We start from the raw sequence: 13,473 nt of genomic DNA on the forward strand, positions 1-13,473 counted from the left end.
GATTACTCCTCCTCTAACACCGGTTGTCCCAATGACCGCGATCGACCATGGAAGAGCGCAACGACCTCGCCCCCTCGTTCAACCGCAACATCATAGAGTCCGTTCCTCCCAAAACGGGTCACCTCACGCGCCCGCGCATCCAACCATTCTCCCCGATAGACCGGAACGATAAACTCCACCGCTGCGCTCTGTGCAACCGTCACCACGTTATAGGTGTTGCAAGCAAAGGCGAACGCGGTGTCAGCGAAGAGAAAGAGATAACCGCCATGACAGATTCCATGCCCGTTCACCATCGCATCCGTCACCTGCATGGTGAGATCCGCCAAACCTGGCCCCACCTCTGCGACCTCGATTCCAAGCGCTTGCGACGCGACATCGCGTGCATACATCGCCTTTGCACACGCCTGTGCGAGCTCCTGATCGGTCATGGTTGCCTCTCTCCTGTCCGTTGGGCCACTACGTTGGCCACTCCGCCCACGACAAACTCGGTGACCAGGCTCGCATATTCGGACAGCCCCAGTTTTCCGGATCCCTCACGAAACCAGCGAGCATGCCAGTTCAAGATACCGAACGTTGACATCGTCAACGCTTTGATGGTCGATGCATCGAGTTCGGGCCCTACCTGCTGCAGAAGTCCTTCCATCACCCGGACCACCCTGCGTTCGTTCTCACGAATGATCTCCTGCTGGGATGATGCAAGGCGTGCAAGATCATTGATCTGGGCTTGGTGATAGGCATCGGCATCGCGATAAAGATAGAGCACCGCTTCGATCACCCGCGATAGCTGCACTGAGGGGGTATCGCCACCTTCGAGGGCGCACTGCACGGTCGACAAGAGCCGCTCGGAGTACCCGAGCAACGCCTCAAAGAGAATCGCCTCCTTGGTAGCAAAGTAGTGATAGATGCCCGCCTTCGAGAGGCCAACATGCTGAGCAAGATCGTTCATCGATGTGCCATCGAAGCCCTTCAGGGCGAATCGGTTCACCGCAAGTCGCGCGATCTCTTGGCGTCGCACTGGCACGAGAGAGTCAACCAAAACTCAACGTCCCGTGAACAAGGGGTCTTGATGCGCTATAAAGGCACGGATGCCCGATCGATAATCACCTGTCGTGGCGCATGCTCCCTGTGCCTTGGCCTCCAGCGAGAGTATCTTGGCGAGGGCGGGCACGCGTTCCTCATTCAGAATGCGTTTGGAGGCAAGAAAAGCCTGGGTTGGCCCTTGAGCCACCTGGCTCACCCGACGGGAGACCTCGTCATCAAACTCGGCATCATCGACGACTCTTGAGACGAGTCCCTGTTCGAATGCACCTCGCCCATCGAGCAGCTCACCAAGCAGAATAAGACCAAAGGCCCGTGCGATGCCAAGGTTAGCAAAGAAGTAATGGCCGCCAGAGTCGAGAACTGCCCCAATGCGGCCAAAAGGAGACCCCCAGCGACTCGTAGTCGAGGTGATGACCAAGTCACACGAGAGTGCCAATCCGAGTCCAGTGCCCAGAACGGCGCCATGCGCCGCCGCTACCGTGATTGTCTCGAGAGCGGCCAGCCGCAGTATCAGCGGGTTGTAGAGCTCCGCAAGGATCGCCTCGGCATCCTCCCCCTCAGGGTTGGCCTCGCCAAGATCGCGTCCGGCGCAAAACGCTCGACCCACGCCAGCAACCAGCAAGGCGCGTGGTGGACGCTTCTCGACCTCATCGAGCGCTTCATTGAACATATGCACCATCGTCTCCGTGGTGGCATTCAAGCGCTCTGGCCGGTTCAACCATACTTCGGCGATCTCATCACCGCGAGCGAAGACCACTGGATCTCGGCTCGCCAGGGAGCCTGGTAGGGCGCGTTCAAACGCCATAGGGACGGATCTCCCGAGCGACGAGAACCTTTAATACGCTGGTACAGACGAGCGTTGTCTCCTGATTGAGTACCTGCCAACGCAATGCAACCACCCCACGGTCTGCGCCCTTGTCATCTTTTGCAATTACCTCAGCTTCGAGATGGATGGTGTCACCCACAAAGGTCGGGTGTGGATAGCGAATGGAGTCAGAGCCGTAGTTGGCAAGAATCGCGGTTGAGTCCGCCGGGACTCCGAGACCGGTAGCCATCGCAAAAACCATGATGCCGGGTGCGACCACTCGGTGGAACATCGACGCTTGCGCCGCATGGGCGTCCGTATGGAGATAGAACCAATCCCCGGTCAGCGCACACCAATTCGTAATATCAACTTCGGTAATCGTACGACCCCTTGTTGCCTGCCGTTCCCCGATCGCGATTTCACCATACCCCTTGTAGAGGATGGGATATCTCTCTGACAACGAAAATTCGCGCATAATCCTCTATAGCCTTTCGCACTCGCTAGTGACGTCGGTCAAGAAACGCCTGCATCCGAGCCTGCTTCTCCTCCGACTCAAACAGGATCGCCTGACCTAAGGTGTCGATGAGTCCGGTCGACGAACGTCCGCCTGCCCCCAAGGCTAGCTTTGTTATCTCAAGGGCACGCCACGGCTTGGTCCGGATGGTCTCTGCCCACTTGCGTGCGCAAAGGACTGGATCGTCACAGACCTCGTCAACAAGACCTGATGAGAGGGCACCAGCTGCGTCAATCACCTCACCAAGGTAGAGCATTTTGCGAGCAATACCCACCCCGACAAGGCCAGGGAGACGCCAATTTCCTCCGGCACCAGCCAGAATACCAAGACCCAACTCCGGTTGTGCAAAGCGAGCTTTTGGTGATGCAACCCGCAAGTCGCAGGCGAGTGCACACTCCAATCCGCCACCAAAAGCAGGCCCATCAATGGCAGCGATAGAGGGCCAACGCCAACGCGCTAGTGCGTCGAAGAGCTCTACATTGAAGGCTCGGAACGCCTCCTCCTCGCCGCGCTCGCCGAGCTCAGCGATATCAGCTCCAGCAATAAACATCCCCGGCGTGCTTGAGGTCAAGAGGAGCACGGCCGGTTGGTGCCGGAGACGCTCGAGCGTTTGGCGCAGCTGATCTACCAGTGCGAGCGAGAGGGCGTTACGCTTTTCGGGTCGATTGAGACTCAGCTGCACTACACCCTCGGATTGGCTCACCATCACCAAAGATTGACCGCGTGCGGGCCCTGAAGGCTCTTGCATCACTCTGCCCCGCGTGCCGTGATCACCAGCCAAAGAATCCCTGCCCCGATTTCTTCCCAAGGTGGCCAGCCTCAACCATCGAGATCAGTAGTTCGGGGGGCGCAAAGCGATCACCCAGTGTTTGTTCGAGGTATCGTGCTATCGCCAGACGGACATCGAGACCGACCAAATCGGTCAGCCGCAATGGACCAACCGGGTGTTTATAGCCAAGCACCATCGCTTGGTCGATATCGGCGGCGCTTGCCACCCCATCTTCAAACATACGGATGGCCTCAAGACCGAGGGCCACCCCCAACCGTGAGGTCGCAAAGCCGGGCGCATCCTTGACAATGATCGCCTCTTTATCGAGTCGTTCGGCCAATGCCCTAAAGACCGCAACCGTCGCCTCATTGGTGGAGGGACCGACGACGATCTCGATCAACGAAGAGGCGGGAACGGGATTAAAAAAGTGCAACCCACCGATATTTTCCGCGCCCGCCACGCCCTGTTGCAGACTGCCAATAGCGATCGCAGAGGTGTTGGAGCCGATCGGCACCTCATCGCCAACCACGAGACGGATCCGTTGCAAGACATCACGTTTGAGTTCGACGATCTCTGGTACACTCTCGATCACGACACTCGCGCCCTCAAGCCGCTCATAGTCAACGACAACCGCTAAGTTTTGGTCGACGACCTCCGCTGAGATGTCGGTGAATCCACGACTGCGTGCCCGCCCCAGCGTGGCGATGATGTGCTCCCTCGCCCGTGAGGCAGCATCCGGCCTGGCCTCAATCACGGTAGTCCGAAGACCGCTCAACAACGATTGGGAAGCGATCGAGGCACCCATCGTCCCTCCACCGACGACCCCAATCGCTGCCTCTTGATCTTGCCCTAAAACACTGGAATGATCTCGTCCCAATTTACGTCCGTGACTTCCTCTCCAGAGATGCCGACCTCCGGGATGGCTGGGAACGGAATATCATAACGCTCCAAGACCCCCTTGACATTAAGCATCGCCTGCCGCCAATTCTCTAACTTCTCATCGTAGGTGGCGACTCCCAGTCCCGCTGCACGAGCAACCTCTTCAATCTCACGTTGTGTAGAGATAAAGTCGTCAGGAAGATCCCAGAAGTCGGAGGGAGGCTCAAAGAGTACACCGGAGAGAAAGACGTAACCCGCCCTAATCTGCTTTGTCACAATCGAACGATCCTCATCACTGATCTTGGGGTAATCGCGCTCCATCAACGACAAACAGATGGCCATGTGTCGTCCCTCATCACGACCGATCGCACGGAACGCCTCCTTGAAGACGGGAATCGTCGTATGCGTGTACATATAATGAAAGAGTGTCGATGACGCCACTTCCCCCATGAGGAAGGAGCTAAACAACACCGCCATGGAGTAGCGAGGGACCGCCTTTTTGTAACCGTTCCAATAGCGCGCACCGTTGTGATAGAGCCATTGGACATTACGCTTCGCCCGGCGTCCAAGGTCCGACTGCGGTTCGTAGTCGAGAGGGCCTCCTGGGGTCAGCAAGGAGATAGCCTTACCACAGACGATCTCGTGGTTCTGCTCGTCACGGGTGATCGAGAAGAACGCCCTACGTACGGGGTCCTCTTCATGGATCTCATAGGCGTGCACCAGCGCTGTCGCGAACACCGGAGGTGCTGAGGCATCAAAGACTGATAGCAACGAAAACCAGTACGCCACTGCCTCCCGTTCAGCTGCTGACATCTGATCAAGACGAAGACCATCCCATGGAAGTCGTGCGGGATCCCAATACTCCTTCTGTGCAGAAGCCCAGATCTCATCGAGTTTTGCGGTCTTTGACTCCCATGAGAGAGGAAAAACATTGGGCTGTTCAATTGGCGGAGGAAACTCCATCGACCCACCCAGTCCGTCATGTGCCTGTGCCACGTTATTCCCCTTTCACACATCGACCGACCATTCGGTCGGGACACTACAATAGTAGCACGGTCGCGCTCGTTATGGTTTGATCCGATGATCCGGTGAGTAGCATCGAATCGAGCCAAGGCCATCGTGTGTGTCGAGAACTCGAAGGAGGCCCCATGTCGATCATTCGACTTTACCCATCCGGTAACGAGATACCCTGCCCTGACGGCATGACGGTTTTGGCCGCCTTGGAGGCCGAAGGTTGGGCCTTGCCCAACAACTGCAGGGCTGGGACATGCGGAGAGTGTAAAGTCAAGGTCCGCTCAGGCTCCTTCGATCAGGGATTCGTCCTCGATATGGCACTCTCGCAGGAGGAACGTCAGCAGGGCTACGGCGCGATGTGCATGGCCAAACCGCTCTCGGACTATCTGGCGATTGAATGGGGTACCGAGGACGCCAAGCCCACCCTGTTCCCCCCTCGAGAGCAGGTACCACATATCGTCGTAGAACGGCTAGAACGCACCCCTTCCATCGTTGAACTGCGACTGCGACCGCTCGGTGACCCTCTTCGCTTTTGGCCAGGGCAGCACGTGCAGCTTGGATCACCACCCGAGTACCCCTTGCGCAACTACTCAATGGCGAACGCACCCCGCCCCGACGGTGAGCTGATCCTCGAGATCACCCGAGAACCTTTCGGCCAAACCAGCACCTGGTTGACCAATAACGTCGCCATCGGCGACACGCTCATGGTCAACGGGCCCTACGGCTCCTTCATCGGAGACCCCGCCACCGCGACACCGGTCCTGCTCATCGCGGGAGGATCGGGGTTGGCACCTATCCTTTCACTCACTGAAGCCGCACTACGCCGGGGATTTGCCCATCACGTCACGCTGCTGTTCTCCGCACGTACGCCAAGCGATGTCTATCCCCCTGGCCAACTCGCGTATCTGACCCATCGATACCCCAATTTTGAACTCCAGGTCACCTACACGCGGCATCCTCACGATCCGAGCTGCGGGGAGATCCCACACTATCATGGGCGCCTCCCCGGCATGCTCAGCGATATCTTTCCTCACCTCGCCGATACCGCGGTCTTCATCGCTGGCAGTGACGCCTTCGTCCAAGATTGCACGCGAGCCGTCCAAGCCTTGGAGCCCGGCGCCGTCTACACCGAGCCCTTCACCGATCAGCAAGGCGACTTCTCCTCGTTGTCCATTCTCGGATAACGACCCGCCCCTCGATCGATCACCCAATGCATCGACACCATGAGGTCGCTTGTCGTGTCCTCGTACCAATTAGTCCTTGTCGGGCCAGCGGGATCCCCTCTGGTACGCACTCCTTGCTACTCGGTGAGCGTCAGCAGACGATGACGCTCTCTCCGCACCCTAGATCTCATGGTGGGCCGACTACGGAGACGATGCCAAAACATCCCGCTAACCCTCACTACCGGACCCAACTGCATCCTCAGGCATCTCGCCTCTAGTCCTCCAAACCGCGAACCGGATCCAACGGCGAGCACATGAACCAGCATGGTCGATACCACCGCTCATGGCAGCATCGAGCAGCCGGAGTGCCGAGTAGTCGGAGTACCAAATGGTGGATCAACAAGCGCCAAAGACCTTACAATCGCACAAAGGAAGGTGCGCTTGTTGTATCAAGCGGAGAGGGCGTCGAAGATAATCGCTGCGATCTGCTCTGGATACTGTGCATGCAGATCATGATCACCCTGAATGGGATAGAGCCAACCCTGGTTGGGGGCCTCGGCTAGCAGTCGACCCGCCGCGACTGTCTTGGCTTCATCCGCCTCCGCCTGCCCCGACAACGCGGGGATCAGCAGCAGTTTGGAACGGAGACGTCCTGCGTCGATGTGAGGCTCATAGTCGAGCAGGTCATTCAGGATCATCATGTGGTCTTCGATGCTCAGTCGTCGATAGGCAAGACCATTGGTGTCGATGCGAAAACCAGCGCGAGCAGCCAGAAGAACCTCCGGATCCCAGTCCCGGTAGCGCCGCTCAAAGAAAGCATCGAGCTCCTCGATCGGCCGCCCGTCGATATCGGTTGGTCGAAGCACCCGTATGGCCTCCTCTCGTGAGGCAAAACTACGAGCCATCGCCTGGAAACCACCATCGACGAGTCCCACCACGTAGGGGCGAACCCCTGGCCGATCAGCGCTCAACGCACCGTAGTGCAACGCGACTGACGCCCCCCATGACTGACCGATGACCCCGAAAGGCTCCCCACTGGGGAGATCTTGCACGACGCTGAGGAGATCGTCCGCACTCGCACCCACCCCCATCGATGTGTGCGCGCCACCCGACCGGCCGTGTCCACGTTGGTCAAGGGTGTAGGTGCAGACCCCCATCGCCGAGAGCAGGCGAGCAACTGGCCACCAAAATTGCGCATTAGATGAGAGCCCGTGCAGCAGCACTACCGAAGCGGTGAGGCTTGGGCCAACTGGATCGAATCGATCCAACACCAGCCGGACTCCATCTCGCATCTTCGCACTCAGCGTCTCCACAACCCGCCACCTCACCTCTTATGCAACCAATTCCTACGAAGAACTACACACCGAAACATCTTTGACAACAGAACGCTTAAAGGGTAGTATGCGGTGATGAGCACAGAGTCCACCACCACTACTTCGCTGGAGTCAACCATTCAAGAGATCGCGGCCGCCATCAGCACCTATGACGGCCCAAGTGGCGTCTATCAGCTCAAGGGACTCGCCTCGCTGGTGATGAAACAGGCCTTGAAAGATCCGGTCTTTCGTGCCGATCTCTTTCGACTTGTTGATGTTTTTCCGACACTAGAGGGGCCCGAACAGATCACCGCGCACGTGCGCGAATACCTCGATCCACGAGCCCCGAAATGGATGGCGACGAGCCAGTCGCTCGCCTCAAAGCTTGGGATCGGCCGCTCCGTACTCACCTCGTTGACCCGCAACAACATCATTGAGATGGCGAACCAATTCATCCTCGGCACCGAGCTCGATGAGATTGCTCGGAAAGTTGGCCAGATGGCCCAACAGGGCTACCTTACCACCGTCGACCTCCTCGGCGAGAAGATTATCACCTACCCGGAGAGTGACCGCTACATCAACCGGATCACCGAGATTCACGAGCGGCTGACCACCTCGGCACCGTTCCTCGCGGTGAACAAGAAGCTAACGGGACCAATGGTCAGTATCAGCGTCAAGCCAAGCGCACTGACACCCCACTATGGCCCACTCCAGCGCGAGGGCGCCATCGAAGAGGTCATCGAGCGCATCACTCCACTCCTGAAATCAGCCCAGGATGCCGGCACGCTGATCTTCCTCGACATGGAGCACTATGATACCTACGAGCTCACACTCGAGGTCTTCAATCGGCTGGTTTTGGACAAGAACTTTGCCGACCTCCAACTTGGATTGGTCATGCAGGCCTACCTGCGTCGTCATGTCACCGAACTGAAGACACTGCTCAATCTCCTCCGTGACCAAGAGTCTGACAACCCTCGCCTTTGGATCCGTTTAGTCAAGGGGGCCTACTGGGATACCGAATTTGCGCAGGCATCAGCCGAATCCCACACTCCCCCGGTCTTCACCGACAAGGCTGAGAGCGACATCAGCTACGAGGAGTCCGTCAGGCTCCTCCTGGACAACCATCGAAGGGTGCATCCCGCCTTCGCCTCGCATAACCTGAGGTCCCTCTCCTATGCGATCGCCTATGCGCGAGCACACGGGCTCACTCCAACCGACTATGAGATCCAGATGCTCTATGGCATGGCAGAACCGATGGCCTCAGCGCTGCTCGCCCAGGGCCAATCCGTGCGGATCTATACGCCAGTGGGTGAGCTACTGCCCGGGATGAGTTACCTCGTGCGTCGGCTTCTTGAAAATACATCCAACTCGTCCTTTGTGCGCGCACGATTCGGCGGCAAGCAGTCGATAGCTCGACTGGTCGCACCTCCAAAACCCACGCATGGCACCAAGCCTCCCGCTGGCTACCCGGTGGGCTATGCTCACGAACCCACGACGGAGTTCCATCATCAGCATGAGATGCGACTCCAACAAGAGGCGATTGACCGGGTCGCCGGTACGCTAGGGGCTACCAACAAGGTTCGGCTCTCGATCGGACACCCCCTCCCCGAGACTGCCACTTGGTCGAACTCCCTCAATCCAACGAGGCCGGCTCAGACACTTGCCACGGTAGAGGAGGCGAGCGAGGAGCAGGTGGAGTCGGCGGTGTCAGCAGCGCTGGCCGCACAACCAAAGTGGGCAAGCGCAACGCTTCCCGAGCGTGCTGCCGTACTCCGCAAAGCAGCAACCTACCTGCGGAGCCGTCGCAGCGAGATCAACGCGGTCGAGGTGATGGAGGCAGGCAAGCCCTGGCTTGAGGCGGACAACGACATCGGTGAAGCGATCGACTTCCTTGAGTACTACGCCATCTGGGCAGAGCGACTCGCCACCGAGCGTCTCGACTCCCCCGCTGGCGAAACCAACCAGCTTCGGTGGCGTAGCCGTGGTCTCACCCTGGTGATCCCACCCTGGAACTTCCCATTAGCAATCCCCATGGGCATGACCGCAGCCGCGCTGGTGATGGGCAACTCCGTCATCCTCAAACCGGCGGAGCAGACTCCAATCACAGCGAGTTACATCGCCCGAGCCTTTGAACACGCGGGATTGCCTGCGGGCGCCCTCTGCTTCGTCCCTGGCCGAGGTGAGACGGTTGGCGCGAGGCTCGTGCGCCACCCACTGGTCTCTACCATCGCCTTCACTGGCTCAAGAGCCGTCGGGCTTGACATCATCGAGGCCGCAGGTCGCGTCGTACCTGGGCAGACCTCCTTGAAGCGAGTGATCGCCGAGATGGGTGGCAAGAACGCCATTGTGGTCGATGCTGATGCCGATCTCGACCAGGCGGTACCTGGCGTTATCTACTCAGCCTTCGGCTTTGCGGGCCAGAAATGCTCCGCCTGCTCAAGGGTGATTGTTCATGGTCAGATCTTTGATGCCTTCGTACACCGACTGACCCAGGCCACCAAGACCTTGATCATTGGTGACCCTCGCAACCCAGCGACCCAGATGGGTCCCGTCATTGATGACGCAGCGCTGGCCAAGATTACCGGCATGATCGACGCAGGAAAGGCCGGCTCTGAACTGCTCTACCAGGGAACCCGACCGGATCTCGACGGCTACTTTGTCCCACCCACCATCTTTGTCAATCCGGATCGCCAGTCCCCGCTCTATCGAGAGGAGATCTTCGGCCCCGTGCTGACGGTGGAGCGTGCAGGCGATCTCGATGACGCCATCTGGCGTGCCAACGATACAATCTATGCCTTAACGCAGGGGGTCTTCTCGCGCTCTGCCCAAGCGATCGCGCGGGTGGCGAATGCGGCCCGGGCTGGTAACTTCTATGTCAATCGTGGAATCACCGGGGCCATTCCAGGGCGTCATCCCTTCGGAGGTTTTGGTAACTCCGGCGTCGGTTTCAAGGCGGGAGGACCCTCCTACCTTCTCCAATTTGCCGATCAGCAAGTGATCTCGGAGAATCTCTTGCGCCAGGGCTTCTCCCCAGACATCAGCGAATAGCGCCTAGGGCGAGGATCAGCCTTCTCGCGACAGGAATACTTGCTCTCTACAACTAGTTTGTAGGGAGTATGTATAGTAGGGCGCGACATTGACCAAGGCTACAAGTTCAGGTTCATGGTTGGAGGTACTCCAGACCAAAGACCTCTCGCTCATCTTTACCGCACGGGTGGCGATGAGTGTGTCGCGGGCGATCGCCGGGATCGCGGTGCCTCTCTACCTTGCCACCCTGGGTTTCAACGGCTTCGAACTCGGGATCCTGTACTTGATCGTCGCACTCGTCGCTGCGGGCATGTCCTCGGGCATCGGCTTTGCCACGAACAAAGTCGGTGCGAAATCCTTCATGGTCATCGTGCCTGCGTTGGTTGCCGTCGCCGGCGTGGTCTACGCCTTCTCCAGCGACACCGCAGTGCTGTTCATCTTTGCGGCACTCGCAAGCTTCGGACGAGGTGCGGGCGCAGGTGCAGGGATGGTCGGCCCCTACCAACCAGCTGAATCCCAATTGATCGTCAACTCCATCAGCCCCGCAAATCGGAATCGAGCCTTCTCGCTGGTCTCGCTAGCCTCGACTGGAGGGGCACTCATCGGCACTGGCCTCGCAGCGCTCTCTGGACATGAGCACGTGCTGCGTACCGCTGCGGTCGCAGTCTTCCGTCCGAGCATGTTGATCGCTTCACTCGCCGCATTGGTAGCGAGCATCATCGCTATGTTCCTGTCAAGCCACCCCGTTCAAGCCAAACATCCGAGTGCCCACAAACAGGAGAAGGTCTTCGCCTTCCCGGAGCGATCCCGATGGCTCCTCTATCGACTCTGGGTCACCAATACCCTCAATGGGGCTGCGGTTGGGATGTTCGGACCCTTTGTCACCTATTGGCTCTATATCCGTTACCATGCCAACGAGGTGACCATCGGCGAGCTGTACCTACTGGTCAATATCATCACCCTAGGTTCCGGTCTCATCGCCCCAAAGGTCGCACAACATTTTGGGACCATTCGCATCACATCCTGGCTGCGCATTGCGCAGGGCCTACTGCTCATTCCTCTCGCACTCTCACCAACCTTCGTTATCGCTGGTGTGATCTACACAATCCGCATGTTTGCCCAACGGGTGGCGCTCCCCTTGCGCCAGTCCTACGTGCTTGCGATGGCAGACCCTTCAGAGCAGGCCCGAGTCGCCGCACTATCGAATCTTCCGTCCCAGATTGTGATGGCAATCTCCCCCACCCTGACCGGTTATCTGCTCGATGACGTCAGCCTCTCCTTACCCTTTGAGATAGCTAGCGTCATCCAGACGATCTCCGCCTTTGCCTACTACTTCTTCTTCCGCAATGCAGCTCCCCCCGAAGAGATTGCACGACTACGTGACAAGAACGACGGAGTACTCGAAATACGCCGCGAGGAACAGACCCCAACGGACTAATAGGATACTTTACATGGCCACTCCGCCCACACTAGAGTTCTTGGCAACGAATCACCATGCAGTTCTTGGCACCTATCGCAGCGATGGAGGAGTCCAGCTCTCTCCGGTCCTCGCAGTAGCGATGAGCCCAACCACCATCGGGGTCTCGTCGCGAGAGACTGCTATCAAAACCCGAAACCTTCGTCGGAACCCCTCCGTTTTCCTCTGCGTCTTTCCCGATTCCTTCTTTGGCAGTTGGATGCAGGCCGACGGGATCGCTACCATCTGTTCACTGCCAACGGCGATGGATCGACTGATCGACTATTACCGCCTGGCGGCGGGTGAACACAACGACTGGGCAAGCTATCGTGAGGCTATGGTGACAGAGCACCGGGTGCTCATCGAAATCGCCGTAACTCGCATCGGACCAACCGTCAGCGGATGACCGACCTCGAGCAGCGTATCGATGACCTCCAGTTGGCACCCATGGTGGCCTTTACCGGTGCTGGTCTTTCGACCGCTGCTGGTATCCCCGATTATCGTGGGCCAAACGGCGTCTGGACCAAAGATCCTTCTGCAGCAAAGCTGTCGCGCGTGAGCCAGTATCGCAGCGATCCCGAACTGAGACGACGTCTGTGGAGGGATCGCCTCACCAACCCGCTCTACGGCGCCCAACCAACGCCGGGACACCAACTTCTTGGAGCACTCGCCAACAGCGGTACGCTCACCGGTGTGATCACCCAAAACGTCGATGGCCTCCATCGACTGGTCACCGGCCACAGCTACCCGCTGGTCGAACTACATGGATGCATCCGCGAGACTCGCTGTCTCTGCTGTGGAGATATCCAACCGATGGACCAAGCGCTTGCTCGCGTAGCCAACGGCGATAGCGATCCAACCTGCCTCCGCTGTCACGATGCCAATCGCAGCGGTGGCTTGCTCACCTCCAACACCGTAACCTTCGGTGAACCAGTCCCACCTACCAGGCTAGAGACGGCCCAAGAGCTCATCAACAACGCCCAGGTCCTCCTCGTGCTCGGTAGCACCCTCTCCGTCAACCCGGCAGCCCGTCTCGTCGCGTTTGCGCTTGAGCGAGAACGACATGTAGTTGTGGTAAACCAGGGCCCCACTCGGTATGACAACCGAGGAGTCATCAAGATTCATGCAGATTGCCAGGAGTTTCTCCGAGTTCTCGCTACCAAAATACACCATGCCGCCTGATGGAGTTCCGATCCATCATTCCCCAAGAAGCGCTGCTCGCGTTACCAGGGAACTCACAACAACGCGGCATAGGTTGGAGAGTACCAACAACCCCATCCCAAACCCCCAGACACCAATGAGACCTGCAAAGGTCTCATTGGTGTTTTGGGCCAAGCAAGCGCTGAGGGGCCAGTTCGGTCGCGTGTCTCCAAATGGCTCAGAGTGCTAGGGATACTCGACTAGAGCCTTGCTTGATGGTTTGCAGGCGCAATTGGCCTCAATCTCCCAGCAATCCATAGCATTGTTACCAGGGAACTCACAACAACGCGGC

General features: G+C 58.3%; 13 protein-coding genes. 5 read left to right on the forward strand and 8 right to left on the reverse strand.

Going from position 1 to position 13,473, the window contains the following annotated elements; translation table 11 throughout:
• Positions 1-2: 2 nt before the first annotated feature.
• From paaI to M7439_RS03180, 7 genes are read right to left on the reverse strand one after another with little or no spacing between them, the layout of a single operon-like run.
• The gene (gene paaI, locus M7439_RS03150) at positions 3-428 is read right to left on the reverse strand and encodes a hydroxyphenylacetyl-CoA thioesterase PaaI (protein WP_298346769.1); all 426 of its coding nucleotides are present in this window, start codon (positions 426-428) and stop codon (positions 3-5) included.
• Entirely contained in the window at positions 425-1,036 is a 612-nt protein-coding gene (locus tag M7439_RS03155) for a TetR/AcrR family transcriptional regulator (protein ID WP_298346771.1), read from the reverse strand. The genes paaI and M7439_RS03155 overlap by 4 nt, the downstream gene beginning before the upstream one ends.
• A 3-nt stretch (positions 1,037-1,039) precedes the next feature.
• Positions 1,040-1,846: an enoyl-CoA hydratase-related protein gene (locus M7439_RS03160; RefSeq protein WP_298346773.1), complete on the reverse strand. Its 807-nt coding sequence runs from the start codon at positions 1,844-1,846 to the stop codon at positions 1,040-1,042.
• Complete coding sequence (locus M7439_RS03165; protein WP_298346775.1) at positions 1,836-2,321, reverse strand: MaoC/PaaZ C-terminal domain-containing protein; 486 nt, start codon at positions 2,319-2,321, stop codon at positions 1,836-1,838. Before M7439_RS03165 ends, M7439_RS03160 begins: the two co-directional genes overlap by 11 nt.
• A gap of 25 nt (positions 2,322-2,346) precedes the next feature.
• Positions 2,347-3,108 carry an enoyl-CoA hydratase/isomerase family protein gene (locus M7439_RS03170; RefSeq protein WP_298346777.1) on the reverse strand — a complete coding sequence of 254 codons (762 nt, stop codon included), beginning with the start codon at positions 3,106-3,108 and terminating at the stop codon, positions 2,347-2,349.
• A 22-nt stretch (positions 3,109-3,130) separates the two neighbouring features.
• The gene (locus M7439_RS03175; protein WP_298346779.1) at positions 3,131-4,006 is read right to left on the reverse strand and encodes a 3-hydroxyacyl-CoA dehydrogenase family protein; all 876 of its coding nucleotides are present in this window, start codon (positions 4,004-4,006) and stop codon (positions 3,131-3,133) included.
• Entirely contained in the window at positions 3,979-4,971 is a 993-nt protein-coding gene (locus tag M7439_RS03180; RefSeq protein ID WP_374045744.1) for a hypothetical protein, read from the reverse strand. Before M7439_RS03180 ends, M7439_RS03175 begins: the two co-directional genes overlap by 28 nt.
• 185 nt (positions 4,972-5,156) lie before the next feature.
• Here M7439_RS03180 and M7439_RS03185 point away from each other — a divergent pair, with 185 nt between their 5' ends.
• Positions 5,157-6,206, forward strand: coding sequence for a 2Fe-2S iron-sulfur cluster binding domain-containing protein (locus tag M7439_RS03185; RefSeq protein WP_298346781.1), 1,050 nt, complete (start codon positions 5,157-5,159; stop codon positions 6,204-6,206).
• A 428-nt stretch (positions 6,207-6,634) separates the two neighbouring features.
• Here M7439_RS03185 and M7439_RS03190 read toward each other — a convergent pair whose 3' ends face one another.
• Entirely contained in the window at positions 6,635-7,498 is an 864-nt protein-coding gene (locus M7439_RS03190) for an alpha/beta hydrolase (RefSeq protein WP_298346783.1), read from the reverse strand.
• Positions 7,499-7,594: 96 nt separating this feature from the next.
• Between M7439_RS03190 and M7439_RS03195 the strand changes: the two genes are divergently transcribed.
• From M7439_RS03195 to M7439_RS03210, 4 genes are all read left to right on the forward strand, one after another.
• Positions 7,595-10,546, forward strand: coding sequence for a proline dehydrogenase family protein (locus M7439_RS03195; RefSeq protein ID WP_298346785.1), 2,952 nt, complete (start codon positions 7,595-7,597; stop codon positions 10,544-10,546).
• Positions 10,547-10,634: 88 nt separating this feature from the next.
• Entirely contained in the window at positions 10,635-11,963 is a 1,329-nt protein-coding gene (locus tag M7439_RS03200) for an MFS transporter (RefSeq protein ID WP_298346787.1), read from the forward strand.
• A 13-nt stretch (positions 11,964-11,976) separates the two neighbouring features.
• Positions 11,977-12,387, forward strand: a complete 411-nt coding sequence (locus tag M7439_RS03205) for a PPOX class F420-dependent oxidoreductase (protein ID WP_298346789.1) — start codon at positions 11,977-11,979, stop codon at positions 12,385-12,387.
• Positions 12,384-13,163, forward strand: coding sequence for a Sir2 family NAD-dependent protein deacetylase (locus M7439_RS03210; protein ID WP_308464380.1), 780 nt, complete (start codon positions 12,384-12,386; stop codon positions 13,161-13,163). Before M7439_RS03205 ends, M7439_RS03210 begins: the two co-directional genes overlap by 4 nt.
• Positions 13,164-13,473 lie beyond the last annotated feature (310 nt).

It is taken from the genome of Ferrimicrobium sp. (assembly GCF_027319265.1).
In the GTDB taxonomy this organism is placed as follows: domain Bacteria; phylum Actinomycetota; class Acidimicrobiia; order Acidimicrobiales; family Acidimicrobiaceae; genus Ferrimicrobium.